Origin of the sequence: Acinetobacter sp. 18QD2AZ41W, from assembly GCF_009829025.1 — a bacterium.
Classification (GTDB): domain Bacteria; phylum Pseudomonadota; class Gammaproteobacteria; order Pseudomonadales; family Moraxellaceae; genus Acinetobacter; species Acinetobacter pseudolwoffii.
Genome location: NZ_WURP01000003.1, coordinates 1 through 24,897, shown reverse-complemented (window position 1 = coordinate 24,897; position 24,897 = coordinate 1). Strand labels below are relative to the sequence as shown.

Sequence of the window (24,897 nt, the reverse complement as noted above, 5' to 3'; positions counted from 1 at the left end):
ACGGGGCGTTTTTTTATGGGATTTTTATCTTTGTTGAATAGCCATAAGTAGACTCTCTGGACAAAATCATCAGGCTATCATTCATATTCTCGTCCAATCTTCATGCTGCCAATATGCTGTAGAAATCCCCTTCTGATGCTCAAGGACTTTAAATTCTGATTCTTCACCCTCATACTTAAACACAAGAGTAAATTAGAGACATGACATGCGCGTAGATATCTGGTCAGATGTGGTTTGCCCCTTCTGCTATATTGGTAAAAAACGTTTAGAAGCAGCTGCACAAGAAGCAGGCATTGAACTTGAAGTGCATTGGCACAGTTACCAGCTCGACCCTGAAGCACCAGTGCGCCAGGAAGTGTCCAATTCTGAGCGTCTGGCACAAAAATATGGTCGTAGCGTAGCTGAAGTCGAAGAAATGCAGCGTAATATTGCCGAGATGGCCAAAGCTGAAGGCATTGAATTTAACTGGGAAGGTGCCAACTCAGGCAATACTTTCAATGCGCATCGTATTATTCATCTGGCGCAAAGCAAAGGTTTGGGTACTGATGCACAGGAAGCTTTCTTCTATAGCTATATGACGCAAGGCTTGGCCATTGGAGAGCGTGAAACACTGGAAGATGTCGCAGCACGTATTGGCCTGAATCCGGTCGAGGTCGATGACTTACTGGACTCTGATGAATTTTCCGATTTTGTCAAATTTGATCAGGAAGTGGCACAGGATCAGCTCAAAGTGACTGGTGTACCTTTCTTTGTTTTTGATCAACGTGTGGCCTTGGCAGGCGCGCAGCCTAAAGACGTGTTCTTGCAGGTTTTTGAGAAAGCGCTGGAGACTGCAGCAGAAAATCCGGCTGAATAATACTCAACAGAGAGTTGCAATACGCCTAGGCAATCGAACTCAGAAAATTTATAAAAACATCCCCATTTCAGATGGGGATGTTTTTTGCATGTCATTTACACTCATTGACTTAGTCGACCAGAAAACTAATTTTTAAATTTACACGATATTCCGTGATTTTATTTTCTTTGATGACCACCTTCTGTTCATTGATCCAGGCACCTTGTACATTTTTGATGGTTTCTGTGACTTTTTGAATACCGGTTTGAATCGCATCTTCAAAGCTTTTCGTACTGCTTGAATTAACTTCCACCACTTTTGCAATTGCCATAATGAAACTCTCATTGTAAACATGAATGAAAATCCATCTTAGTTCATTCCCACAGGATTGCAGCAGCGCGTAAACAAGCGACAGCAAAAACTTACATGGATTGAACAAAGCTTTCATCTGAGCAGATGAAAATCTGTTGACCTTATTTTGGCAGTTCATGGTATTCAAATTTCCATTGTGACTAACAACCATAAAAGCCCCATAAACAGCTGAAACCCAGACTAGAGCAAATACACTAATATATTGTTTTGTAGAATAATTTTTCTAATTTTTTAGGTGCTGCTTTTGCCGAATCTATCATTTTCTATTCAGCCTTATTTGTTATGATTTCACCCAAATCAAGTTTAAATACTCTCCCCTCTGCTCAAGTTATTGAGCACCCTGATATTAAAGGTCGTCCCATGAATGCTCTTAAATTTGCTTTCGCAGCAACTGTTATGGCTTTTTCTGTTCAAGCATCAGCGCAAATGGCACAAGTGGTTTATCTGCCAGACTTTCCGGCAAGCAAAGCACCTGCTGAAACTGTAAATACAGAAACTGCAACGCCGGCAACTGAAAAAACTGCTTAATACCCAACAAGTTTTTATGCAAACAGGCTGATTGATTCAGCCTGTTTTTTTATATCGATTTAATTTAGCTGCTCTCTGAAGAAAATCTGTATTTTAAAAATTATCGATCATTTCATATTTTGTTATTTTCCATTGATATTGATCGCTTTTTTGTCATTAAATTTACTAGTTTATAAATATAAAACAGTTAAAATAAATCACTATTTCATGTGATCTACGCATATAATTGTAGCAATATAAAAATACTGATAATACAAAAGCATTGTTATGAACAGACTTCAGGCATTGGTGCAGGGCAAAATTTCACCTCAGTCCATTTCTATTGATTTTCTGATTGAAATGGCAGAACGCCATACAGATCCTCATTCTGCTGAATACAAATTAATCGAGTTGGCGCTGAATATGGTGCTGGCCCAAACTTTGGATAAAGCGCTAAAACATATCTAGAGATATAAAATGAACGCTTTAAAAAAAGCACACTTAGTCAAGGAATTACATGAATTGATCCAGCAACTGGAGCATCAGGCTCTACCTCTGTACGACGTGGCCCGTTTCAAAAAAAGAATTCGTGATATCTTTAATCTTTGTGATGAACCTATTTTTAAAAATCAGATTTTAGCGTTTAAAGCCCAGACCCAGCCTGAACTTGCTGCCTATCAATTTTCCGCCAGTACCCCCTATCATCTAAGTTTTTGTGGTTATTTCACTGAAATTCCAGCTCTGGAAAAGGCACTGTATACCCAGCCAGATATAGGCTGGGCAATTCTACATCATCCTGAGCGTGGCTGGCAGGTCTGGCTAATTCCGGCACCGAAGCATCCTGCACTAAACAGTGAATGGAATGAGTTACAACAATGTTCTATCTGGCTGTCACAGCAACAATTGACAACCGGTCTGCAAGCGGCTCCTCCATTGACTGTACCGGCCTTATCCCTGAATGAAGCAGAAGCCAGCTTAAAAGCGGCGGCAACGACTCGATATCATCGTGGCCGACAAAAAGCAAAAATCAACTCATTAAGCTTAAATCATTCAGATGAACCACACATTCAGATACAGGCCACGTCTGAGTATCTAGATCATCCATTACCCACTGAAACTGCGATTGTGCAGGAAAAAATTATTGTCCCAGAAGTGATCGATTTTCCCACCGAGATTCAACTGGGAGACGTGATTGCGCAGGTTCAGCCTTTGACTCCGGAAGATACCAATCTCCAGCGGCTTTGTGCTTTAGAATTGGAACCTGATGTCGGGCATCCAGCCTATCTGGATATTGTGCTGTATTATGCCGCAGAAGATCACTGGCAGGCACGCCAAGTTTATTTGGTGGAGCAGCTGAATCTGCAAGGCCAGTTTATTAAATATCTGATGCTTTTGGGTGCATCAAGTCAATTACAGGCGCACTATTGTATTGAGCATTGGTTGAGTCAGCATCAGTATCAGGCTGCTGCGATTAAATCGCTGTCGTGGCCTCAATTAAGTACAGGTTTCACGCAATTGCATCTGTTGTCAAAAGCCTATTTGCAACAAGCAGAAATAGTCTGGACACAACCCGATTATTATCCTTATATTCCGGCAGATTCGATTCAGAAACAAAAATTTATCTCATTTGAGGAAGCCCTTGCGGATTTCTCTACACCGATACTCTTATTGCAAGAACATCAGCGAATACGCGTGATTCATGGTGAAAAACGCCTGTCTCTCGCAGAGGATGAACTGGCCTATCCATCTATCTTGCTGCAACGTGATCAACAGCTAAACTGGCAAAAAATTCACACGATTATTTTAATGATGTCGCAACCCATTCAGGTCATGGAGCTTTATCAGGCAATTCAGACTCAAATCATTGAATAATTGCTGTTATTTTGTAGCTTTAACTTGCTTTTTATCGCTATATTTAAGAAAACTACAGCTGAATAAAAGAATACAAGAGTAATAAATATCTCATGCAAATAAATCGAATTACTCAGATCTTCCTGCTCTCTCTTGGCATGGGAATCAGCAGTAGCATGTCTTGGGCAAATTCAGTAAAAGATGCTTCTTCAGACCAGGAAAAAAACTCGGAGAGTGTTGAGCCGGCACGTTCAGGACTTCTGGATCAAATTCCGCGTTTGATTGATGCAACACCAACCATTCTTCCAGAGCAGTCGAATACCGCCATCGTCCCGCCAACGCTAGAAACGGAAAATCATTCATGGGCCGATCAGAAACAGAAAAGCATCCGAGAATGGGCAGATCGTACTGCGCATAAAATTGATAACTGGTTTGGTGAAACTGATCCGGATCAGCCGGCTGCCGCCACACTGCGTGTCATTTTGGATAATCGCTGGGATGAATATGAGGGCTATGAGATTAAGCCCCGTATCCGTGGCAGAATCAAACTTCCCACCTTAGAACAAAAGCTGAGTCTGGTCTTCGGTGATGACAGTCTGGACAATGAATTAGACAGTAATGTCGCGATTACCAATGAAAATCCGGCAACATCTGGAGATAAGCGTCTCGATACCAAGCGCGCACGCCAGGATAACAGCTCATTCGCCTTACGCTGGTCGGAATGGTCAGACCGGATTCCTTTTGAAACCGATCTGGATCTGGGTTTACGCTCCGGAGATGATATTTACCTGCGCGTCAAAGCCAGTAAAGATTGGACACTGGAAAATGACTACTTTTTTCATGCCGAACAGATTTATCGCTACGGGATTCAAAGTGAAAACTATTTGCGTACCAATCTGGAACTGATCCATGCCCGTCCCAATCAGGCATTTTTTTCCAATCAGCTCAGTCTGACCTATGCAGATGATCAAGATGATGATCTGACCTGGGACAACTATACCTTTAGGCAACATCAGTTTTTTCAGGACAACCGTTTTAGCTATGGTATTTATACTGGCGGTTATCTAAATGACAAGGATCTGCGTCTGAATCGCTGGGGACCGTATGTGTCCTGGAGACAGCCTTTTTTACGTGAATGGTTTTTTGTCCAGACCGACCTCAACTATCTGAATGATCATCGCGAAGATCGTGATCACTATGTTGGTGCTTTGGTGCGTTTAGAGGCATTGTTTTAAACTCAAGCGCGGTGCAAAGCTAAAAAATCCCTCCGTAGAGGTAATGCTGATCAGTTAAGGAGTTTAGAAATAGACTCTTTAACTTTTTAGTCGTTCACGACGGAGTCTTAAATTTATAAATCAAATACTTAAAAATAATTTGTTACTTTGGTTTCGCCCAAATGAGAAGCGAAGCTTCGCAAGGAAGGCATCTTGCGAAGCAACACTCCTCACCGCAAAACTCGTCAACCACCATCGACTAGTAAATTTGTCGCAGAAACAATCATTTTTAAATCTTGCAGTGCAATACACCTCATGCCTTAAACAGTTGCGAATGACTTTTCTATCTATCAGATATAATCATGAATTTGAAAAAGAAAATGCCAGTCAATTCCTTAACTGACTGGCATTACTCCGTAGAGGGATTTTTTAGCTTAGAGCATCATGTATTAAGCAAGCAACAAGCTATTGATACGCTTCACATACTCAGCAGGATTTTCTGGTAATCCGCCTTCTGCAATCACCGCCTGATCAAAGATCACATTGGCCAGATCGTCAAACTGCGCTGAGCCATCCAGTTTTTTCACCAAAGGATGTTCCGGGTTGATTTCCAGAATCGGCTTCATATCCGGTACAGGCTGACCTGCATCTTTCAGCATACGGATTAATTGTGGAGATAATTCCCCTTCTCCAGTCACCAGACAGGCCGGTGAATCGACCAGACGCGTAGTCACGCGCACTTCTTTGGTCTTGTCTTTGAGTGAATCCGTCAGCTTCTCGACCACCGGTTTAAACTGGGCTGCGGCTTCTTCGAGTGCTTTTTTCTCTTCAGCATCCTGAAGATCGCCCAAATCAACTGCACCCTTAGACACGTTTTGCAACGGTGTGCCATCGAACTCATTCACGAAGTTCATCGCCCATTCATCTACGCGTTCGGTCATGAGCAGAACTTCAATGCCTTTCTTCTTGAACAGTTCCAGCTGCGGTGAATTCTTTGCAGCATTCAGGCTGTCTGCAGTCACATAATAGATGGCTTTCTGGCCATCTTTCATGCCTGCTTTATAGTCTGCCAATGACGTGCTGACTTCATCATTGTTCGAGGTTGCATAACGCAGCAGTTTCAAAATACGTTCACGGTTGGCAAAATCTTCACCCAGGCCTTCTTTCAACACTGAAGCAAATTCCTGATGGAAAGTCTTGAATTTTTCCTGATCTTTTTCATCTTCAGATTTGGCCAGATGATCCAGAATCGTCAGGATACGGCGGGCATTCCCGTCACGGATGGTTTTCACATCGCGGCTTTCTTGCAGTAACTCACGGCTGACGTTCAGTGGTAAATCGGCACTGTCTACCACGCCTTGTACAAAGCGCAGGTAATTCGGAATCAGATTATCCGCATCATCCATAATAAAGACGCGTTTCACATACAGCTTGATGCCGGCTTTTGATTCACGGGTGAAAATGTCATGTGGGGCTTTGCTTGGAATATACAATAACTGGGTATATTCAGTACTGCCTTCCACCCGGTTATGCGCCCAAGCCAATGGCGCCGTGAAATCATGGCTTAAGTTTTTATAGAACTCGACATATTGTTCTTCAGTAATTTCAGACTTGCTCCGTGTCCAGAGTGCGCTGGCCGAGTTAATCGCTTCCCACTCATCAGTCTTGACATACTGGCCACCTTTCGGTGTTTCACCTTCAGCCGCTTCTTCCTCCTGCCAGACTTCTTTTTGCATCTGGATTGGCAGGCTGATGTGGTCTGAGTATTTATTAATAATTTGCTTAACCTTATGGCTTTGCAAATAGTCCAGCGCATCTTCACGCAGATGCAGAATAATATCGGTACCACGGCCTGCTTTTTGAATTTGCTCAACTTCAAATTCACCAGTGCCGCCACTAATCCAGCGTACACCTTCAGATGCATCTGCACCGGCACGACGTGATTCTACCGTGATTTTGTCTGCCACAATAAAACCGGAATAGAAACCGACCCCAAACTGGCCAATCAACTGGGCATCGGCCTTCTGGTCACCGGTCAGTTTAGACATAAAGTCTTTGGTGCCCGATTTGGCAATGGTGCCTAAATTATCAATGGCTTCCTGTTCGCTTAGACCAATTCCGTTATCTGAAATGGTAATGGTTTTATTCTCTGCATCAAGGCTGACACGAACGCGTAAATCCGGATCATTTTCATAAAATTCGGGATGATTGATCCCTTCAAAACGCAATTTGTCACAAGCATCCGAGGCATTCGAAATCAGTTCGCGCAGAAAAATTTCAGGGTTTGAATAAAGCGAATGGGTCACGAGATGTAGTAACTGAGCCACTTCAGCCTGGAAACTATGTTTTTGTGCGTTAGACTCGCTCATTAATCACTCCTTTTATTTTAAATACAGGTCAATACTGTTGCCTATATGAATGGAGTGAGTTCCTCAATTTTCAATAGTCAGTGGTATATTTTTTCACAAGATATTTTTGAGCACTTGATCTGGCAGGGTTTTAATCTTTGCCAGACCGACTGTCAGACTTAATAAGGCCCAAGCTTATAAATGCGCTGAAACTGCAAGTCCAGTTGCTGTTGACGCATATTATAGACTTGGTTCAGGCAAGAGACCGATTCCAGACACTGGTCGCGAAACTGCAACCATTTGACCTGATCGCGCTGTATCACTGAACGCGTGCCCATGGGAACCATACGCCGTAAGATATGATAGCTGGTACTCATTTTGACATCGGCATCATTAAGCAGACGATGTTCACAAATGGCTTTTTCGGTCACGGTTTCAGCTTTCTGACAATCAAAACTTGCGGCATAGGCAGGTGCGACCAACAGGCCGCAGAAGATCACAATACTCTTCATTAAAAATCTCATGCTGATCTTCCTTATTATTCAATTATTAAGTCGTATTCAATTAATATTTACTTTATTCGTTTTAATATATTTGAACATTGCCAATCTGCTCAATTTCAATAGGTTATAAATCGTTGTTATTTTGAAAAAAAAGCCTCATACAAGATGAGGCCTTTGGAAAATCAATCCAGAAATATGAAAGCTTAGAATTTATAGCTATAGCCGATCGTGTAAACCCAAGGATCAATATCTAAATTAAATTTAGATTTTCCAACTGCTGCAGCTGTTGCATCATCTAAAGTCACTTCAGGACTCAAATCTGCATAGCGCACGTCAGCAAATACCCCCCAGTTTTTAGCATCTGCCGGTTGATAGTTAAAACCGACTTGTCCAGCAACACCAAATTCCTCTTTGACGTCTTTTGCTGCACCTTCTTCATCCCAAGCAATAAAAGCTGTTCCACCCAAACCTACGTATGGAGTAAAACGTGTAGAGTTTTTAAAGTGATATTTAGCAGTAATTGTGGGTGGGAGATGTTTAATCTTGGCAATTTTCCCTAGACCCTGAGCAGAAATGTCATGGTTAAACGGGGTAGCCAATAATAATTCTGCCGAGATATTGTCATTAAAGAAGTATTCGACCGAAGGCGTAAAACCATATTCTTGATCTGCTTCTACGACTAAACCTGGTGCAATTTCAGTGTCACTTGATGGTGCTAAAGAACTGGCACCCATCTTCACTTGCCATTGGCCAGCCATTGCCGATGCAGAAAGACCCATTAATGCAATTAGAGCAGCTTGCTTTAACATTTTAAAATACCCCACAGGAAGAATAATTATTAAGAAAATAAATCTTAATTAATAATAAACACGAGGAAAAATAATATGCAATAAGGATTATAAAACTAATTTTTAATTATTATTTAACATACTGATTTAAAAAGTAATTTATTTTAAATTGACTAGATTGGTTGGTTTTAAATACCAGGTATATTAATCAGATAAACATGAATTTATTCAGACTAAAATAATCAGGTTTATATTAATTTTTATTTAAACATATATTTTAAATACATCTTATTATTTATTTTAAATTCAGATAAATCTGCTCCAATAGATATCAGAGCAGATTGAAATTGACTTACAAAACCATGGCTGCAATCCAGCCAAAAATCATCAACGGAATATTAAAGTGAATGAAGGTTGGAACCACACTGTCCTTCATATGGTCATGCTGACCATCCATATTTAAACCCGAAGTTGGGCCTAGAGTTGAATCTGACGCTGGAGAGCCGGCATCGCCTAAAGCCGCCGCAGTCCCGATAATGGCAATGGTCGCAGCCGGACTAAAACCAAACTGGATACACAGCGGAACATAAATAATCGCCAGAATGGGAATGGTCGAGAAAGACGAACCAATGCCCAATGTGATCAGCAAACCAATCAACAGCATCAGAAATGCGGCCAGTGCCTGACTATTACCAATCCAGTTTACTGATGCTTCAACCAAGGTTGGTACCTGATTAGTCGCTTCAATCACCGCGGCAAAGCCTTGTGCCGCAATCATGATAAAGCCAACTAGCGCCATCATGCGCATACCGGTAATGATCACATCATCCGCTTCTTTCCATTTAAAGATCCCGGCACAACTCAGGATTGCGACACCGACCAGACCGGCCAGAATCATCGAGTCTGAATAAAGCTGTACCGCCAATGTGGCAATAACTGCAAGGCCGGCCATCCAGATGGTAAATTTGGCAATCTGCGGTTTAACCTGCTCAGCCACACCCAATTCAGCGGAAATACTTTGCTGTTCCTGGACATGAATATCTTGATATTGACGTGGTTTGCGATAGCTAATAAAGATCGCCACCAATAAGCCCACAAACATACCGAATACTGGAATTGCCATCGCAGATGGAATCTGGTCATAGCTAATTTCAAATCCATATGGCTTACCAAAAGTATTGATGTTATGACCCAGAATGTCATTCAGGAAGATGGCACCAAAACCGACCGGAATCAGCATATAGGTGCCTACCAGACCAAAGGTCAGCAAACAGGCAATCAAACGACGGTCGAGCTTTAAATGGTTAAATACAGTCAATAATGGTGGAATCAGGACTGGAATAAAGGCGATATGTACCGGAATCACGTTCTGGGAAAATACCGCAGCAATGGCTACTGTAAAAAAGATCAGATATTTCACCCGGTTTTGTGCTTTAAAATCAGCCTCACCTTTTAAGGTGTTGATCATTTTATACGCCAACAAATCCGGCAAACCTGAACGTGCCAACGCCAAAGCAAATGCACCTAAAATACCGTAAGCCAAGGCAATTTTGGCACCGCCGCCCAAGCCATTGTTAAACGCGTCCAAGGTTCCCTGAAGGCCAAGACCTGCCAGTAAACCACCCGTAACAGCACCAATGACCAGGGCAAAAACCACAGGTACACGTGCCAATGAGAGTCCGAACATGACTCCAATAGCAGCAAGAATTGCGAACATAATGAATCGGAATAGAGAGAAAGCGGCTATTTTATCAGAAAATTCGGATAAAAATTCCGCCACTTTTCCTTTCAGCAGTCATGTTCAGTGCTGAGGCTGATTAAACGACTTCAGCAGATTGACGCTGAATGAAGTGATCAATTAATTGAGCCACTTGTTCTGGCTGGCTCAGAATTGCCCAGTGATTGGCGTCCAGTTCCACTTTAGAGAAATTATCGACCCATTTTGCCATCTCATCGACCAGATCAGGCCCGACAAACTGGTCATATTTCAGTACAATCGCTTGTACCGGACAGATGGCAAAGCGCTGCCGTGGTCGGGCCAAACGCGGTAAAAAATTGGCCCGATACAGGTTTACCCCATACTTGCCATCTTTGACGATCTTCGGGTTCAGCGGCAGATCGTCCCGTCTTTCTAATTGCCGGACAATCTTGGCCCAGCGCTGCGGATTAAAAAAATTCCAGGCCAAGGGGGCTAGTAAAGGCAACTGAAATACCGCGATATACCAGGACTTGCTCATTTGCTTTAAAAATTTTGCTTTGTCTTGATTGAACTGCTCGCGCATCCAGAAAGCAGCATGATCCAGACAAGGGCCAGACAGCGTGCTATAAGACAGAATTCGGCCTTTGAATCTTAAATCTGTGACAGATTCCCAAGACTGAATTGAACCCCAGTCATGCGCTGCCAGATGAAAACCACGATTCGGCAATACCTTGCTCACTACCTCTTCCAGATCCTGACTTAAGCGTGCCAAGCGGTAATCCGAGATTTTTTGAGGAATACTGGACTCACCTGCGCCGCGCACATCGTAGCTCACAACAAAATAATCCTGACTCAAATAAGCAATGACTGGCTCCCAAACCGCTTGATGATCGGGGTAGCCATGAACCAGTACCAATGCCGGCCGTGTGGGCTGTCCGTAAGTTTTAACGCAAAGACGCTGCTGATCCGTGGTATCGACCCATTGCATTTCCATGTTTTGATCCTGTTGTTGTTATTGACCGCATAGTTTATAAATCGGAATAATTTATCAATGCCAGCGCATTTTTGTTGCTCTAGTATGCATAACTACACAAGAAAAAAGAATGTCAGCATGAGCCTATTCCAGAAAATTCAAAAACTGCCTTTGGTTTCAAAATTTATTCTGAACCGCTATGCCCCCTATCGTGGTGCAGGCATCGAAATTGATAAAATTGATTTTAATCATTATCACATTCGGGTCAAAATGCCACTGACCCGTAAAAACCAGAATATTGTCGGCGTCCATTTTGGTGGCAGCTTATATTCAATGGTCGATCCATTTTATATGCTCTTACTGATGCATCATTTAGGGCCGAAATATATCGTCTGGGATAAGGGCGCGAGTATCCAGTTTTTAGCACCGGGTCGCGGCACCGTCTTTGCTGATGTGCGCATCTCTGCTGAAGAAGTCAGTACTATTATTGACCTGGCTGCTGACTATGCACCGGTATATCGCCATTACCAGCTCAATATCTATGATGAGGCTGGCGTTCGAATTGCCGAAGTACAAAAAACGGTTTATATCCGGCGCAAACAAAGCAAAGGAAAAATTCAAAAAACTGGATAAGGTAAAAGCGCCACATGGGCGCTTTTAGATCTGAATCGATTTAAAGTCAGTGCAGACTTAACGACGGCGGTTATCCTGTTCGATCGCAGCACCTGCGCCACCACCGATTGCACCACCAATCGCAGCACCAGCATTCCCACCGAATATGCTTTTACCTACAGCTGAGCCTACAGCACCGCCGACACCACTATAGGTTGCATTACGGTTTGAGCCACCTTGGGACTTACTTCCTACGGCTGCGCCTGCACCACCACCGACTGCAGAACCAAGACCACCCCCGACACTATTACCCACACCACCACCGACTGCACCACCTAAAGCGGCAGCACCGATACGCTGCTCATTGGCAGACATACTTTCACAACCTGCCAGCATAAAGGTGGAGAGAGTTGCAACTGCCATCACACCCATTAATTTTTTCATGACTTTGGCCTTCCTTTTCATACTTTAATTTAGCTTATCTTCATTTTATAAAACTAAAACATGGAGCGTGTTACTTCTCTCGGTATTCCTGCTGAGTTTTGTAAGTATCAATGGATTATTCCGCTGTTTAGCCTTTAATTAGCTTTTAATTTTTATGTATTTAAGACAAAAAAGACGCCCGAAGGCGTCTCTTTTTTAGCTTTAACTTGAATTAGAATTCTTCGTTAAATGCTTGACTTAAAGCTTGATCAACATCAGAGAAGTCATTGTGCAGTTCAAATTCTGCAGCTTCTGCTTCTTGACGACGACGCTCGAGATGGTAAGCCAAACCTGTACCCGCTGGGATCAGACGACCTACAACCACGTTTTCTTTCAGACCGCGTAAGTCATCTTCTTTACCTGTTACAGCCGCTTCAGTTAACACACGTGTGGTTTCCTGGAACGATGCAGCAGAGATGAACGAGTCAGTCGAAAGCGACGCTTTGGTAATACCCATCAACAGACGTTCAAACTTCGCAGGGAACTTGTTTTGTGCAAGAACTGCTTGGTTTTCTTGTACAACACGGATGTAATCCACTTGTTCGCCTTTGATGAAGCTGGTATCGCCACCATCAGTGATATCCACTTTACGCAGCATTTGACGTACGATGACTTCAATGTGCTTGTCGTTGATTTTTACACCTTGCAGACGGTATACGTCCTGAACTTCGTTCACGATGTAGTTGGTCAACGCCACTTCACCTTTCAGACGTAAAATGTCATGCGGGTTCTGTGGGCCATCAGAAATGGTTTCACCACGGTTCACATGTTCGCCTTCGAACACGTTAATGGTACGCCATTTCGGAATCAGCTCTTCGTAAATCTCAGAGCCATCATCCGGTGTAATCACCAGACGGTTCTTACCTTTGGTTTCTTTACCGAAGCTCACAACACCCGATACTTCTGCAAGGATTGCATGCTCTTTCGGCTTACGTGCTTCGAACAAGTCAGCTACACGCGGTAGACCACCGGTAATATCACGGGTACGTGAAGATTCTTGTGGTACACGACCAATAACGTCACCGACACCAATCGTTTCGCCATCACGGACAGAAAGAATAGTGTTTTGTGGCAAGAAGTAGAACTGTTCAGTGCCTTCAACTGTGTCTAACACTACAGCAGGACGCAAATCTTTACCTGACGCAGGACGTGAAGTCACTGGCAAGATTTCGATGGTTGACATACCTGTTGCATCATCAGTTTTCGAAGTCACGGTCACGCCATCAGCGATCTGGCTGAAACGCACTTTACCTGCAACTTCTGTTACCAATGGATGTGTATGCGGATCCCAAGTCGCCACGATACCGCCTGCTTCTACAGCTTCGCCATCTTTTAGCAAGATAGATGCACCGTAAGGCAGTTTATAGCGCTCGCGCTCACGACCTAAATCATCCGCAATACCGATCTCACCTGAACGTGAAGTCGATACCAAGTGACCTTTGGCATGTTGTACTGTTTTCACGTTGTGGAAACGCACTGTACCCTGGTTACGAACTTGTACGCTGTTTGCAGCAGACGTTCGGCTTGCAGCACCACCCACGTGGAAGGTACGCATAGTTAACTGTGTACCTGGTTCACCAATTGATTGAGCTGCCATGACACCAACAGACTCACCCGGGTTCACCTGATGACCACGCGCCAAGTCACGGCCGTAACATTTCGCACATACACCGAAAGTAGACGCACAGTTTACAACCGAACGTACTTTAATTTCGTCGACACCTTGGCTTTCGATAAACGTTGCCAGTTTCTCGTCAATTAAAGTATTACGTGGAAGCAGAACTTCGTCTGTACCGACACGTTTCACATCTTCAGCAACCACACGACCCAATACTCGTGCACCCAAGTTCTCGATAACATCACCACCTTGAATGAATGGTGTCATTACTAGACCGTCGAAGGTGCCACAATCTGGCTCGGTAATCACCAAGTCCTGCGCAACGTCTACCAGACGACGCGTCAAGTAACCAGAGTTCGCAGTTTTCAGTGCTGTATCGGCCAAACCTTTACGCGCACCGTGTGTCGAGATGAAGTACTGGAGTACAGTCAAACCTTCACGGAAGTTCGCTTTAATTGGGGTCTCAATGATCGAGCCATCCGGCTTCGCCATCAAACCACGCATACCCGCCAACTGACGAATCTGAGCTGCCGAACCACGGGCACCCGAGTCAGACATCATGTAAATCGAGTTGAATGATTTTTGCTTCTCGTCTTCACCCTGTTTGTTTTTAACAGTCGTGAAAGACAAGTTGTCCATCATCGCTTTAGCAACCTGGTCATTGGTACGCGCCCAAATATCGACCACTTTGTTATAACGTTCGCCGGCAGTTACGAAACCTTGTTCGAACTGTTGTTCGATTTCACGAACTTCAGCTTCCGCTTTACCAATAATGACTTGTTTTTGCGGTGGAATAACCATGTCTTCCATACCGACAGATACACCTGAACGCGTCGCCTGACGGAAGCCTAGGTACATCAATTGGTCAGCGAAGATAACAGTATCTTTCAGACCCAATTTACGGTAGCAAGAGTTAATTAACTTAGAGATGTTTTTCTTGGTCATCTCAACGTTAATTTGCTGGAAATCCATACCTTCAGGCACAACTTCCCAAAGTAGGCAGCGACCAGGTGTGGTATCTACAATAATGGTTTGATGTTCACGGTTGCCATCTTCATCGATGACAGTCTGGTGTACACGTGCTTTAACGCGAGCGTGTAGATCAACCTGACCTGTTGCCAGTGCACGGTTTACTTCGTGAGTATCCGCGAACACCATGCCCTCACCTTTGGCATTGATTGCATCACGCGTGATGTAATACAAGCCCAAGACAACGTCCTGAGACGGCACGATGATTGGCTCACCGTTCGCTGGAGACAAGATGTTGTTGGTCGACATCATTAACGCACGCGCTTCTAACTGCGCTTCAAGTGTTAATGGTACGTGTACCGCCATTTGGTCACCATCGAAGTCGGCGTTAAACGCAGCACACACGAGTGGGTGTAGACGGATCGCCTTACCTTCAATCAGGATCGGTTCAAATGCTTGAAGACCTAGACGGTGAAGTGTTGGCGCACGGTTCAACATCACTGGATGTTGACGGATCACGTGAGCAAGAACGTCCCAAACTTCTGGCGTCTCGCGCTCAACCATTTTCTTCGCAGCTTTAATGGTGGTTGCTTGACCAGATGCTTGTAGTTTCGCAAAAATGAATGGCTTGAACAGTTCAAGTGCCATTTTCTTCGGAAGACCACATTGGTGCAAACGCAGGTTTGGACCAACGGTAATGACCGAACGACCTGAGTAATCGACACGTTTACCCAATAAGTTCTGACGGAAACGACCTTGCTTACCTTTGATCATATCTGCCAAAGATTTAAGCGGACGCTTGTTCGAACCGGTAATTGCACGACCACGACGACCGTTGTCCAACAATGCATCGACAGACTCTTGCAACATACGTTTTTCGTTACGTACGATGATGTCTGGCGCCGCAAGGTCAAGAAGACGCTTCAAACGGTTGTTACGGTTAATCACACGACGGTAAAGATCGTTCAAGTCAGAAGTCGCGAAACGACCACCTTCAAGTGGTACCAACGGACGAAGGTCTGGTGGCAGAACTGGAAGTACAGTCAACACCATCCATTCTGGCTTGTTGTTCGAATCGTTGAATGCTTCCATCAACTTCAAACGCTTAGAGGCTTTTTTCAGCTTGGTTTCTGAAGTTGTCACAGGAATTTCTTCACGAAGACGCGCAATTTCAGCTTCAAGATCGATGTCTTTCAACAAGTCTTGAACCGCTTCTGCACCCATTTTCGCTGTGAATTCATCACCGTGTTCTTCCAACGCATTGAAGTATTCTTCATCGTTCAGAAGCTGGTATTTCTCAAATGGGGTCATACCGGGATCGGTAACCACATAAGATTCGAAATACAATACGCGTTCGATATCACGTAGCGTCATGTCTAAAAGAAGACCGATACGGCTCGGCAATGATTTCAAGAACCAGATGTGCGCAACTGGAGAAGCTAGCTCGATGTGACCCATACGTTCACGACGAACTTTCGCAGTTGTTACTTCAACGCCACATTTTTCACAAATGACGCCTTTGTATTTCATACGCTTGTATTTACCACACAAGCATTCGTAATCTTTTACTGGACCAAAGATTTTGGCACAGAACAAACCATCACGTTCCGGTTTGAACGTACGATAGTTAATGGTTTCTGGCTTTTTAACTTCACCGTGAGACCATGACTTAATCATTTCTGGTGACGCAAGACCAATACGGATGCGGTCAAACTCTACAGGAGCATGACCGTCTGAATCCGTCTTTTTGCGCATGATATCGAGCAAGTCTTTCAATTTTTTTCTCCGTGTGTCGAGGAGATTTTCACTTCTCGACTGGGTCACAAATATTGTTTTTAACTGAATTGGGAATCCCAAGAATCCCCCTAAATCCCCCTTTATAAAGGGGGACTTTCACCTCTTTCTTAAAGAGGTGAGAAGCACTGCTTCGCAAGGGAGATTCAATGGAACTAATTAGTCACCATTTTTCAGTTCAATGTTGATACCTAAAGAACGGATCTCTTTGGTCAATACGTTGAACGATTCAGGCATACCCGGGTCCATATAATGGTTACCATCTACAATATTCTTGTAGATACGGGTACGACCTTCAACGTCATCCGATTTCACAGTCAGCATTTCTTGTAGCGTATATGCTGCACCGTAAGCTTCTAGTGCCCAGACTTCCATCTCACCGAAACGCTGACCACCGAATTGTGCTTTACCACCCAGCGGCTGTTGCGTGACTAGAGAATAAGAACCAGTTGAACGCGCATGCATCTTGTCATCAACCAAGTGGTTCAGTTTCAGCATGTACATATAACCTACAGTTACTGGACGGTCGAAACGCTCACCAGTACGACCATCATATAATACTGTCTGACCAGTACTTGATAGACCTGCAAGTTGTAACAATTCTTTGATCTGACCTTCTTCAGCACCATCGAATACAGGTGTTGCCAAAGGCACACCAGCACGCAAGTTACCAGAAAGTTTCAAGATTTCTTCATCAGTCAAGCTGTCAAGATCTTCTTGCTCGCCACCAACTTTGTTATAAATCTTGTCCAGGAAATCACGAAGCTCAAGTACAGTACGCTGTTCTTTCATCATCTTGTCGATTTGATCGCCAAGACCTTTGGCAGCCATACCCAAGTGAGTTTCAAGAATCTGACCCACGTTCATACGCGATGGTACGCCCAGCGGGTTCAGTACGATATCAACAGGTACACCATTGGCATCGTGTGGCATGTCTTCTACCGGCAAGATGTTTGATACCACACCCTTGTTACCGTGACGACCGGCCATCTTATCACCCGGCTGGATGCGACGTTTTACCGCAAGATAAACTTTAACTACTTTCAATACGCCAGTGGTCAGCTCATCGCCTGTAGAAAGTTTGCGTTTTTTCTCAGCAAATTTCTCGTCAATTTCGAAGCTCTTCTCTTTCAAGAACACTTGAATTTGCGTTAGACGTTCAGCGATTGCTTCATCAACCGGTTGAATTTCAAGAAGATCAACAAGCTCTAAACCAGACAACACGTCTTCAGACAGTTTGTCGCCACGTTTAGTGGTACCGCCACCATTCGACTCTTGACCGTTCAACAAACGAATTACACGTTCACGTGCTGCTTCTTCAAAGATCTTGAACTCTTCTTTCAAGTCTTTACGGTAAGCATCAAGCTGAGCTTTTTCAATTGCTTGAGCACGTTCGTCTTTTTCAAGACCATCACGTGTAAACACTTGAACATCAATCACAGTACCTTTGGTACCAGATGGAACGCGTAAAGATGAATCTTTAACGTCAGCTGCTTTTTCACCGAAGATTGCACGAAGCAATTTTTCTTCCGGCGTTAGCTGCGTTTCACCTTTAGGCGTCACTTTACCAACAAGAATATCACCTGCTGTTACTTCAGCACCGATGTAAACAATACCTGATTCATCAAGTTTAGAAAGCGCTGCTTCACCCACATTCGGGATATCGGCCGTGATTTCTTCAGCACCAAGCTTAGTATCACGTGCGACACATGACAATTCCTGGATATGAATCGAGGTTAAACGGTCTTCTTGAAGTACACGCTCTGAAAGTAAGATCGAGTCTTCGTAGTTATAACCGTTCCAGGTCATGAATGCGACGCGCATGTTTTGACCAAGCGCTAGCTCACCGCCATCAGTCGATGGACCATCAGCTAATACGTCACCACGACCCACTTTATCGCCCAGGTTCACCAGAACTTTCTGGTTGATACAGGTGTTTTGGTTTGAACGGGTGTATTTGATCAGGTTATAGATATCTACACCTGCCTCACCTGCGATCATCTCTTCTTCGTTCACACGAATCACGACACGAGATGCATCAACAAACTCGATACGACCACCACGCTGAGCGATCACACATACACCAGAGTCATGTGCTACGTTCGCTTCCATACCCGTACCTACGAGTGGTTTGTCAGCGATTAACGTAGGAACAGCCTGACGTTGCATGTTTGAACCCATCAATGCACGGTTGGCATCATCGTGTTCAAGGAACGGAATCAGTGACGCAGCCACAGATACAACCTGCTGAGCAGATACATCCATATGCGTTACTTTTTCCGGCGGCATGCGTACGAAGTCACCTTGGTGACGTACAGATACAACTTCTTCTAATAAATTACCATCAGCATCTACTGCAGAATCGGCCTGTGCAATCACAGTACCCACTTCTTCAATCGCAGACAGGTATTCAATGTCCATGGTTACACGGCCATCAACTACTTTACGGTAAGGCGTTTCCAGGAAACCGAAGTTGTTCGCTTTAGCATATACAGAAAGCGAGTTGATCAAACCAATGTTTGGACCTTCCGGCGTTTCAATTGGACATACACGACCGTAATGCGTTTGATGTACGTCACGTACTTCAAAGCCCGCACGTTCACGCGTCAAACCACCGGGACCAAGTGCTGATACACGACGCTTATGCGTGATTTCAGACAACGGGTTGTTTTGATCCATGAACTGAGACAACTGGCTTGAACCAAAGAATTCTTTGATTGCAGCAGCAACAGGCTTCGCATTGATTAGATCTTGCGGAGACAGGTTGTCTGTTTCAGCTTGAGATAAACGTTCTTTAACAGCACGTTCTACACGAACCAGACCGACACGGAATTGGTTTTCTGTCATTTCGCCCACAGAACGAACACGACGGTTACCCAAGTGATCGATATCGTCGACTTCACCTTTACCGTTACGGATTTCAACTAATGTTTTCAATACATCAGTGATATCTTCGTTCGAGAGAATACCTTCAACTTCACGCGACTTCTGGTCTGTACCCACTTCATAAGGACGACCCAAACGACGGTTGAACTTCATACGACCGACTGGAGACAAGTCATAACGCTCAGAAGAGAAGAACAGGTTATTGAACAGGTTCTCAGCTGCTTCTTTGGTTGGTGGCTCGCCCGGACGCATGACTTTGTAGATTTCTACTAATGCTTCTTCACGAGTGGTCGTAGTATCTGCACGTAGAGAATCTGCAACGAATGAACCACGGTCGATATCATTGGTGAACAGAACATTAAACTGCTTCACGCCGCCTTCTGCAATTTTCACCATGACTTCATGGCTCAATACGGTATTTGCAGCAATCACGTCGCCATCTTTTAATGCGATGTCTTCAGCCGTGATACGCTCATACAAATACTCATCAGGCACTGCAAGTTTTTCAAGACCTGAAGCTTCCATTTGACGTACATGACGCGCGTTAATACGTTTACCTTGTTCAACGATTGCCTTGCCATCTTTATCCAAGATGTCAAATTGTGCCATTTCGCCGCGCAGACGTTCCGGCACCAAGTCAATTTGATAGCTACCCATGTCAAGATACACAGGGACTTTCTCGTAGAACATGTTGAGAATGTTTTCGTTGCTATAACCCAGCGCACGCAGCACCACAGTCGCAAGTAATTTACGACGACGGTCAATACGTACATAGACTAGGTCTTTGGCATCGAATTCAAAATCTAACCATGAACCACGGTAAGGAATGATACGCGCTGAATAAAGGACTTTACCACTTGAGTGAGTCTTACCTTTATCGTGGTCAAAGAATACGCCTGGTGAACGGTGTAATTGAGATACGATTACACGCTCGGTACCATTAATTACAAAGGTCCCGTTATCCGTCATCAATGGCATTTCGCCCATATAGACTTCTTGTTCACGTACGTCTTTAATTGACTTCGTTTCACGATCTTTCAGGATCAAACGAATTTTTACACGCATTGGTGCTGCATAAGTTGAGCCACGAAGAATACATTCGCGTACATCAAACTCAGGCTTACCAAGACTATACTCAACAAATTCTAAAGCAGCATTGCCAGAATAACTTTCTATAGGAAAAACTGAACGAAATGCGGCTTGGAGACCGATATCTTCGCGGTTTTTTGGTGATTTGCCATCTTGTAAGAACGTTCTGTACGAGTCGACTTGAATCGCGAGCAGGTACGGAGCATCCATAACGCTAGGCAATTTACCAAAATTCTTACGGATCCGTTTCTTTTCGGTATATGAGTATGCCATCTGGAGTCCTCGGAAAGTGTAAACCAAGCCCGCCTGCAGAACGGGCTCAGAAGGAATTACGCTGGCCGATATGGCCACCACTCTTTACAAATGCTGCAATTTTTAGTGGTATTAAAACGCTTATCAATATTTTTTTACTGAAAAATATTGGTAAACGTTTGTTCATTATGTTTATTTTTAATTTGTATGATTTTTATATCATGCAAACAAAAATCGAGCCGATTATTGTAACGCAAAAAGGCTGATGACCCAAGAGCCATCAGCCAATTTTTGGAGCTGATTATAAAAAAACCGGCTCCCTTAAGCTATTACTTAAGAGTAACTGTAGCACCAGCTTCTTCAAGTTTCTTCTTAAGTTCTTCGCCTTCTTCTTTAGAAACGCCTTCTTTAAGAACTGTAGGAGCGCTTTCAACCATGTCTTTAGCTTCTTTCAAGCCAAGGCCAGTTGCTTCACGAACTGCTTTAATTACAGCAACTTTGTTTGCGCCAAAAGAAGTCAATTCAACATTGAATTCAGATTGCTCTTCAGCAGCAGCAGCAGCAGGACCAGCAGCAACAGCTACAGCAGCAGCAGAAACGTTGAATTTCTCTTCGAAAGCAGAAATAAGTTCAACAAGTTCAAGAACAGTTTTTTCAGCAACTGCGTTTAGGATTTCTTCGTTTGTTAAAGCCATGAGATTAACTCCAAATGGGTATTGAATGATGTGTGTGTAAGTTTGAGCTTAAGCAGCTTCTGACTCGTTTTTCTCTTGAAGCGCTGTAAGTAAGCGGCCCAATTTCGAAATAGGAGCTTGAAGAACGTTTGCAAGCATAGTAAGCGCTTTCTCTTGGTTCGGAAGATTCGCGATAACGCTAACTTCTTCGCCTTGATAAAGTTTGCCATCAAATGCAGCAGCTTTAAGTTCAAATGCTTTATTAGTTTTAGCGAATTCTTCGAACAAACGTGCAGCAGCACCCATGTCGTCTTCAGAAGTCGAGAAAGCTAAGATTGTTGGGCCAACAAGGTTGTCGTTCAAGATATTGAATTGAGTATCTTGAAGAGCGCGTTTAGCCAAAGTGTTACGCACGATACGTGTGTGAACACCTAGTTTACGAGCTTCAACGCGAAGAGCAGTTAATTGCTCAACAGTTAAACCTTGATAGTCAGCAACAACAGCAGCAAATGCAGTAGAAGCAACTTCAGTTACTTCAGCTACGATCTGTTTTTTGCCTTCGATAAGAAGAGCCATTGTAAAACCTCCTAACGGTGATTTATGTACTTACGCGAAGTACACTCCCAATTCGTTAATCCATCACTGGACTAACACGCGGAGGATGAACAAATCACACCACCGCGTCTACGCAGGCTGGACGATTAAGAGCGAAGCATAAAACTCCCCTCGCCCGCGGTCTTTGACGCTGATAAATTTTCATTTATCAATTCAAAGTTTGCCTAAGTTTGCAAAATACGACGGAGCGTTTCTTGCGTAAGTTTTAAAGCAGTGCTTTAAAACTTACTCAGGGCTTTAAAATTCTGTATAAGTCGAGACTTATTTAGAAACGTTTGCTACATCAACGATCAAACCAGGACCCATAGTTGAGCTCAAAGTGATCTTTTGAATGTATACGCCTTTAGAAGTCGCAGGCTTTAAACGTTTCAAGTCAGCAACGAGCGCTTCAACGTTTGAACGAACAGCTTCAGCAGTGAAACCTACTTGACCGATCGCAGCGTGGATAATACCCGCCTTGTCTACGCGGTAACGTGCTTGACCAGCTTTTGCATTTTTAACTGCAGTTGCTACGTCAGGAGTTACCGTACCCACTTTAGGGTTTGGCATTAAGCCACGTGGACCAAGGATCGTACCAAGTTTACCTACAACGCGCATTGCATCTGGAGCAGCAATTACAACGTCAAAGTCAAGGTTACCCGCTTGGATGCTTTCAGCAAGATCATCGAAACCAACAACGTCTGCGCCTTCAGCTTTAGCAGCTTCAGCAGCAGCGCCTTGAGCGAATACAGCTACACGTACAGTTTTACCCGTACCTGCAGGAAGTGTAGTCGCGCCACGAACAACTTGGTCAGATTTACGAGGATCAACACCTAGGTTTACCGCGATATCCAAAGATTCTTTGAATTTAGGAGCTGGAAGGCTCTCTAAAACTGCAACAGCTTCTTCTAGCGTGTAAACTTTGTGCGCTTCTACAGCAGCTACGATCGCTTTTTGACGTTTAGTTAATTTAGCCATGTCTTAAAGCTCCACTTCCAAGCCCATAGAACGCGCAGAACCAGCAATGGTACGTACACGTGCGTCTAAATCAGCACCAGTCAAATCTGGTTCTTTAGTAGTCGCGATTTCTTCGATTTGAGCACGAGTCAACTTACCAACTTTAGTTTTGTTAGGTACAGCTGAACCCTTCTGGATACCAGCAGCTTTCTTAAGAAGAACAGCAGCAGGTGGAGTTTTCATGATGAATGTGAACGACTTGTCGTTGTACACAGTGATCACGACTGGAATTGGTAGACCAGCTTCAACTTTTTGTGTCGCAGCATTGAATTCTTTACAGAATGCCATGATGTTCACACCACGTTGACCTAGTGCAGGACCAATCGGTGGAGATGGATTCGCTTTACCAGCTGGAACTTGCAGCTTGATATAGCCGTCAATCTTCTTAGCCATTTCAAATTACCTCTGGGTGCAAACGCCGGTGAAGGCTCCCCAATGATTTCAAGTAACGATACCGTTACAACAACAATGCCTGATTTGCACGCAAATCAGGCGTTTTCAACCCAAACCAATTAAACTGATTTTTCGACTTGACGAAATTCCAGTTCAACTTGAGTTGGACGGTTAAATACATTAATGGTCAGCGTTAAACGTGACTTTTCGTACTGAACTTCTTCCACCACACCTTTAAAGTCTGTGAATGGACCGTCAACTACGAGTAATTCTTCGCCTGGTTCAAACATCGTCTTAGGACGAGGTGCTTCACCAGTATTGCGTACACGCGCAAGAATCGCATCGGCTTCTTTTTGCGTAATTGGTGCCGGTTTTTCCGCCGTACCACCAATAAAGCCTAAAACTTTCGGACATTCTTTAACAATGTGCCAAGTATCATCGTTCATTTCCATTTCGACTAGAACATAGCCAGGAAAGAACTTACGCTCTGATTTACGTTTCTTGCCATCCTTCATTTCTACCACTTCTTCGGTAGGAACCAGGACTTCACCAAAGCTATCGGCAACAGCGCTACGCTGGATTCGATCATTAAGCGAACGCATTACTTGTTTTTCATAACCTGAATAGGCATGAATAATGTACCAACGTTTCATAGCTCTCTTACCCGATAATAAACTTGATTAACCAGCCTAAAATATAATCGAAACACCATAAAACAATGGAGGTAATTACGACTACAACAAGAACTTGCCAAGATGTGGACACAGTCTCTTGCTTGGTAGGCCAGGTCACTCGACGGAGCTCGATTCGTGCATCTTTCAGCAGACGAATAAAGCCTTTGCCTTGATGGGTGGCGTATAATAAACCGAATGCTGCAACGATACAAGCCAAAATCACCCCAACACGCACCCAAATATCATTCGCAGGGGCCCAGTATGCTGGTAAATATTGGTTTACCATCATTGCACCAACCAATAAAATCAAGGCGATAACCCATAGAACCATGTCTAATGGAGAACCAGAACTTACATCTACTGCAGGATTATTTCTTTGAGGAATTGCCGCTTCGCCTAATGCGTCGCGTGATTTTTCATTCGACATTTTTGTACTCGTCGTAGGTTTCGCGACTTATTATATGACCAATTTTGCCGACATCAAGCGTCTTTTTCAAAACTTGGCAGGTCAGGAGGGACTCGAACCCCCAACATTCGGTTTTGGAGACCGACGCTCTACCAATTGAACTACTGACCTGCAAAATAACAAGTTGGAGCCGAAACCCCAACCCGTTTATCTTATTCTATGATTATGCAGTTACTTTAGCAACTACACCAGCACCCACTGTACGACCGCCTTCACGGATCGCAAAACGTAGACCTGGGTCCATTGCGATTGGGTGGATTAGCTCTACTGACATCTCAACGTTGTC

General features: G+C 43.9%; 22 protein-coding genes, 1 tRNA gene and 1 pseudogene. 7 read left to right on the top strand and 17 right to left on the bottom strand.

The window, feature by feature from the left end:
* The first annotated feature begins 205 nt into the window (after positions 1 to 205).
* The gene (locus GVV58_RS06040) at positions 206 to 856 is read left to right on the top strand and encodes a DsbA family oxidoreductase (protein WP_005095305.1); all 651 of its coding nucleotides are present in this window, start codon (positions 206 to 208) and stop codon (positions 854 to 856) included.
* A 109-nt stretch (positions 857 to 965) separates the two neighbouring features.
* Here GVV58_RS06040 and GVV58_RS06035 read toward each other — a convergent pair whose 3' ends face one another.
* Positions 966 to 1,166 carry a dodecin family protein gene (locus tag GVV58_RS06035; protein ID WP_005095303.1) on the bottom strand — a complete coding sequence of 67 codons (201 nt, stop codon included), beginning with the start codon at positions 1,164 to 1,166 and terminating at the stop codon, positions 966 to 968.
* A 401-nt stretch (positions 1,167 to 1,567) separates the two neighbouring features.
* Between GVV58_RS06035 and GVV58_RS15455 the strand changes: the two genes are divergently transcribed.
* The 4 genes from GVV58_RS15455 to GVV58_RS06020 all read left to right on the top strand — a co-directional run bounded on the left by GVV58_RS15455 (position 1,568) and on the right by GVV58_RS06020 (position 4,800).
* Positions 1,568 to 1,735 (top strand): hypothetical protein, encoded by a 168-nt coding sequence (locus GVV58_RS15455; RefSeq protein WP_171063334.1) that lies wholly within the window; start codon positions 1,568 to 1,570, stop codon positions 1,733 to 1,735.
* 267 nt (positions 1,736 to 2,002) lie between these two features.
* Positions 2,003 to 2,182: a hypothetical protein gene (locus tag GVV58_RS06030; protein ID WP_005095300.1), complete on the top strand. Its 180-nt coding sequence runs from the start codon at positions 2,003 to 2,005 to the stop codon at positions 2,180 to 2,182.
* A 9-nt stretch (positions 2,183 to 2,191) separates the two neighbouring features.
* Positions 2,192 to 3,586: a hypothetical protein gene (locus GVV58_RS06025; protein ID WP_005095298.1), complete on the top strand. Its 1,395-nt coding sequence runs from the start codon at positions 2,192 to 2,194 to the stop codon at positions 3,584 to 3,586.
* 92 nt (positions 3,587 to 3,678) lie between these two features.
* On the top strand, positions 3,679 to 4,800 hold the full coding sequence (locus GVV58_RS06020; protein ID WP_005095296.1) for a hypothetical protein: 1,122 nt from the start codon (positions 3,679 to 3,681) through the stop codon (positions 4,798 to 4,800).
* A gap of 428 nt (positions 4,801 to 5,228) precedes the next feature.
* On the opposite strand, the gene htpG is transcribed toward GVV58_RS06020, so the two are convergent.
* The 5 genes from htpG to GVV58_RS05995 form a co-directional block, all read right to left on the bottom strand.
* Positions 5,229 to 7,148: a molecular chaperone HtpG gene (gene htpG / locus GVV58_RS06015; RefSeq protein ID WP_159516170.1), complete on the bottom strand. Its 1,920-nt coding sequence runs from the start codon at positions 7,146 to 7,148 to the stop codon at positions 5,229 to 5,231.
* Positions 7,149 to 7,306: 158 nt separating this feature from the next.
* Entirely contained in the window at positions 7,307 to 7,651 is a 345-nt protein-coding gene (locus GVV58_RS06010) for a lysozyme inhibitor LprI family protein (protein ID WP_005095291.1), read from the bottom strand.
* A gap of 182 nt (positions 7,652 to 7,833) precedes the next feature.
* Entirely contained in the window at positions 7,834 to 8,439 is a 606-nt protein-coding gene (locus tag GVV58_RS06005) for an OmpW family outer membrane protein (protein WP_159516169.1), read from the bottom strand.
* A 331-nt stretch (positions 8,440 to 8,770) separates the two neighbouring features.
* Complete coding sequence (locus GVV58_RS06000) at positions 8,771 to 10,135, bottom strand: Na+/H+ antiporter NhaC family protein (protein WP_005173021.1); 1,365 nt, start codon at positions 10,133 to 10,135, stop codon at positions 8,771 to 8,773.
* 100 nt (positions 10,136 to 10,235) lie between these two features.
* Positions 10,236 to 11,111, bottom strand: a complete 876-nt coding sequence (locus GVV58_RS05995) for an alpha/beta fold hydrolase (RefSeq protein WP_100355509.1) — start codon at positions 11,109 to 11,111, stop codon at positions 10,236 to 10,238.
* A gap of 117 nt (positions 11,112 to 11,228) precedes the next feature.
* Here GVV58_RS05995 and GVV58_RS05990 point away from each other — a divergent pair, with 117 nt between their 5' ends.
* Positions 11,229 to 11,723 carry a DUF4442 domain-containing protein gene (locus tag GVV58_RS05990; protein WP_205668332.1) on the top strand — a complete coding sequence of 165 codons (495 nt, stop codon included), beginning with the start codon at positions 11,229 to 11,231 and terminating at the stop codon, positions 11,721 to 11,723.
* A gap of 57 nt (positions 11,724 to 11,780) precedes the next feature.
* Here GVV58_RS05990 and GVV58_RS05985 read toward each other — a convergent pair whose 3' ends face one another.
* From GVV58_RS05985 to rpoB, 3 genes are all read right to left on the bottom strand, one after another.
* Entirely contained in the window at positions 11,781 to 12,146 is a 366-nt protein-coding gene (locus GVV58_RS05985; protein ID WP_005095281.1) for a hypothetical protein, read from the bottom strand.
* A 211-nt stretch (positions 12,147 to 12,357) separates the two neighbouring features.
* Positions 12,358 to 16,548: a DNA-directed RNA polymerase subunit beta' gene (gene rpoC, locus GVV58_RS05980; RefSeq protein WP_005173031.1), complete on the bottom strand. Its 4,191-nt coding sequence runs from the start codon at positions 16,546 to 16,548 to the stop codon at positions 12,358 to 12,360.
* A gap of 177 nt (positions 16,549 to 16,725) precedes the next feature.
* The gene (gene rpoB / locus GVV58_RS05975; RefSeq protein ID WP_005095277.1) at positions 16,726 to 20,814 is read right to left on the bottom strand and encodes a DNA-directed RNA polymerase subunit beta; all 4,089 of its coding nucleotides are present in this window, start codon (positions 20,812 to 20,814) and stop codon (positions 16,726 to 16,728) included.
* Here rpoB and GVV58_RS05970 point away from each other — a divergent pair.
* Positions 20,808 to 21,059, top strand: coding sequence for a hypothetical protein (locus GVV58_RS05970; protein ID WP_034608820.1), 252 nt, complete (start codon positions 20,808 to 20,810; stop codon positions 21,057 to 21,059). The genes rpoB and GVV58_RS05970 overlap by 7 nt on opposite strands.
* Before the next feature lie 63 nt (positions 21,060 to 21,122).
* On the opposite strand, the gene rplL is transcribed toward GVV58_RS05970, so the two are convergent.
* The 8 genes and pseudogenes from rplL to GVV58_RS05930 form a co-directional block, all read right to left on the bottom strand.
* Positions 21,123 to 21,488, bottom strand: a complete 366-nt coding sequence (gene rplL, locus GVV58_RS05965; RefSeq protein WP_005095274.1) for a 50S ribosomal protein L7/L12 — start codon at positions 21,486 to 21,488, stop codon at positions 21,123 to 21,125.
* A gap of 48 nt (positions 21,489 to 21,536) precedes the next feature.
* Positions 21,537 to 22,043 (bottom strand): 50S ribosomal protein L10, encoded by a 507-nt coding sequence (gene rplJ, locus GVV58_RS05960; protein WP_005095272.1) that lies wholly within the window; start codon positions 22,041 to 22,043, stop codon positions 21,537 to 21,539.
* A gap of 300 nt (positions 22,044 to 22,343) precedes the next feature.
* The gene (rplA, locus tag GVV58_RS05955; protein ID WP_005095271.1) at positions 22,344 to 23,039 is read right to left on the bottom strand and encodes a 50S ribosomal protein L1; all 696 of its coding nucleotides are present in this window, start codon (positions 23,037 to 23,039) and stop codon (positions 22,344 to 22,346) included.
* A 3-nt stretch (positions 23,040 to 23,042) separates the two neighbouring features.
* Positions 23,043 to 23,471 carry a 50S ribosomal protein L11 gene (gene rplK, locus GVV58_RS05950; RefSeq protein WP_004278614.1) on the bottom strand — a complete coding sequence of 143 codons (429 nt, stop codon included), beginning with the start codon at positions 23,469 to 23,471 and terminating at the stop codon, positions 23,043 to 23,045.
* Positions 23,472 to 23,590: 119 nt separating this feature from the next.
* Positions 23,591 to 24,124, bottom strand: coding sequence for a transcription termination/antitermination protein NusG (gene nusG / locus GVV58_RS05945; protein ID WP_004278615.1), 534 nt, complete (start codon positions 24,122 to 24,124; stop codon positions 23,591 to 23,593).
* A gap of 7 nt (positions 24,125 to 24,131) precedes the next feature.
* On the bottom strand, positions 24,132 to 24,572 hold the full coding sequence (secE, locus tag GVV58_RS05940; protein ID WP_005095267.1) for a preprotein translocase subunit SecE: 441 nt from the start codon (positions 24,570 to 24,572) through the stop codon (positions 24,132 to 24,134).
* A gap of 74 nt (positions 24,573 to 24,646) precedes the next feature.
* Positions 24,647 to 24,722: transfer RNA gene (locus GVV58_RS05935), tRNA-Trp, on the bottom strand.
* A gap of 52 nt (positions 24,723 to 24,774) precedes the next feature.
* Positions 24,775 to 24,897 (bottom strand): annotated as a pseudogene (locus GVV58_RS05930) (elongation factor Tu); the annotation flags it as partial.

What these genes read in the sequence shown, in the direction of transcription:
- secE (WP_005095267.1), bottom strand. Translation starts at nt 24,572, where the DNA reads ATGTCGAATGAAAAATCACGCGACGCATTAGGCGAAGCGGCAATTCCT.
- GVV58_RS06035 (WP_005095303.1), bottom strand. Translation starts at nt 1,166, where the DNA reads ATGGCAATTGCAAAAGTGGTGGAAGTTAATTCAAGCAGTACGAAAAGC.
- rplK (WP_004278614.1), bottom strand. Translation starts at nt 23,471, where the DNA reads ATGGCTAAGAAGATTGACGGCTATATCAAGCTGCAAGTTCCAGCTGGT.
- htpG (WP_159516170.1), bottom strand. Translation starts at nt 7,148, where the DNA reads ATGAGCGAGTCTAACGCACAAAAACATAGTTTCCAGGCTGAAGTGGCT.
- GVV58_RS06025 (WP_005095298.1), top strand. Translation starts at nt 2,192, where the DNA reads ATGAACGCTTTAAAAAAAGCACACTTAGTCAAGGAATTACATGAATTG.
- GVV58_RS05995 (WP_100355509.1), bottom strand. Translation starts at nt 11,111, where the DNA reads ATGGAAATGCAATGGGTCGATACCACGGATCAGCAGCGTCTTTGCGTT.
- rpoB (WP_005095277.1), bottom strand. Translation starts at nt 20,814, where the DNA reads ATGGCATACTCATATACCGAAAAGAAACGGATCCGTAAGAATTTTGGT.
- GVV58_RS05970 (WP_034608820.1), top strand. Translation starts at nt 20,808, where the DNA reads ATGCCATCTGGAGTCCTCGGAAAGTGTAAACCAAGCCCGCCTGCAGAA.
- rplJ (WP_005095272.1), bottom strand. Translation starts at nt 22,043, where the DNA reads ATGGCTCTTCTTATCGAAGGCAAAAAACAGATCGTAGCTGAAGTAACT.
- rplL (WP_005095274.1), bottom strand. Translation starts at nt 21,488, where the DNA reads ATGGCTTTAACAAACGAAGAAATCCTAAACGCAGTTGCTGAAAAAACT.
- GVV58_RS05985 (WP_005095281.1), bottom strand. Translation starts at nt 12,146, where the DNA reads ATGAAAAAATTAATGGGTGTGATGGCAGTTGCAACTCTCTCCACCTTT.
- GVV58_RS06020 (WP_005095296.1), top strand. Translation starts at nt 3,679, where the DNA reads ATGCAAATAAATCGAATTACTCAGATCTTCCTGCTCTCTCTTGGCATG.
- GVV58_RS06000 (WP_005173021.1), bottom strand. Translation starts at nt 10,135, where the DNA reads ATGTTCGCAATTCTTGCTGCTATTGGAGTCATGTTCGGACTCTCATTG.
- GVV58_RS06040 (WP_005095305.1), top strand. Translation starts at nt 206, where the DNA reads ATGCGCGTAGATATCTGGTCAGATGTGGTTTGCCCCTTCTGCTATATT.
- GVV58_RS06010 (WP_005095291.1), bottom strand. Translation starts at nt 7,651, where the DNA reads ATGAGATTTTTAATGAAGAGTATTGTGATCTTCTGCGGCCTGTTGGTC.
- GVV58_RS06030 (WP_005095300.1), top strand. Translation starts at nt 2,003, where the DNA reads ATGAACAGACTTCAGGCATTGGTGCAGGGCAAAATTTCACCTCAGTCC.
- GVV58_RS06005 (WP_159516169.1), bottom strand. Translation starts at nt 8,439, where the DNA reads ATGTTAAAGCAAGCTGCTCTAATTGCATTAATGGGTCTTTCTGCATCG.
- rplA (WP_005095271.1), bottom strand. Translation starts at nt 23,039, where the DNA reads ATGGCTAAATTAACTAAACGTCAAAAAGCGATCGTAGCTGCTGTAGAA.
- GVV58_RS05990 (WP_205668332.1), top strand. Translation starts at nt 11,229, where the DNA reads ATGAGCCTATTCCAGAAAATTCAAAAACTGCCTTTGGTTTCAAAATTT.
- GVV58_RS15455 (WP_171063334.1), top strand. Translation starts at nt 1,568, where the DNA reads ATGAATGCTCTTAAATTTGCTTTCGCAGCAACTGTTATGGCTTTTTCT.
- nusG (WP_004278615.1), bottom strand. Translation starts at nt 24,124, where the DNA reads ATGAAACGTTGGTACATTATTCATGCCTATTCAGGTTATGAAAAACAA.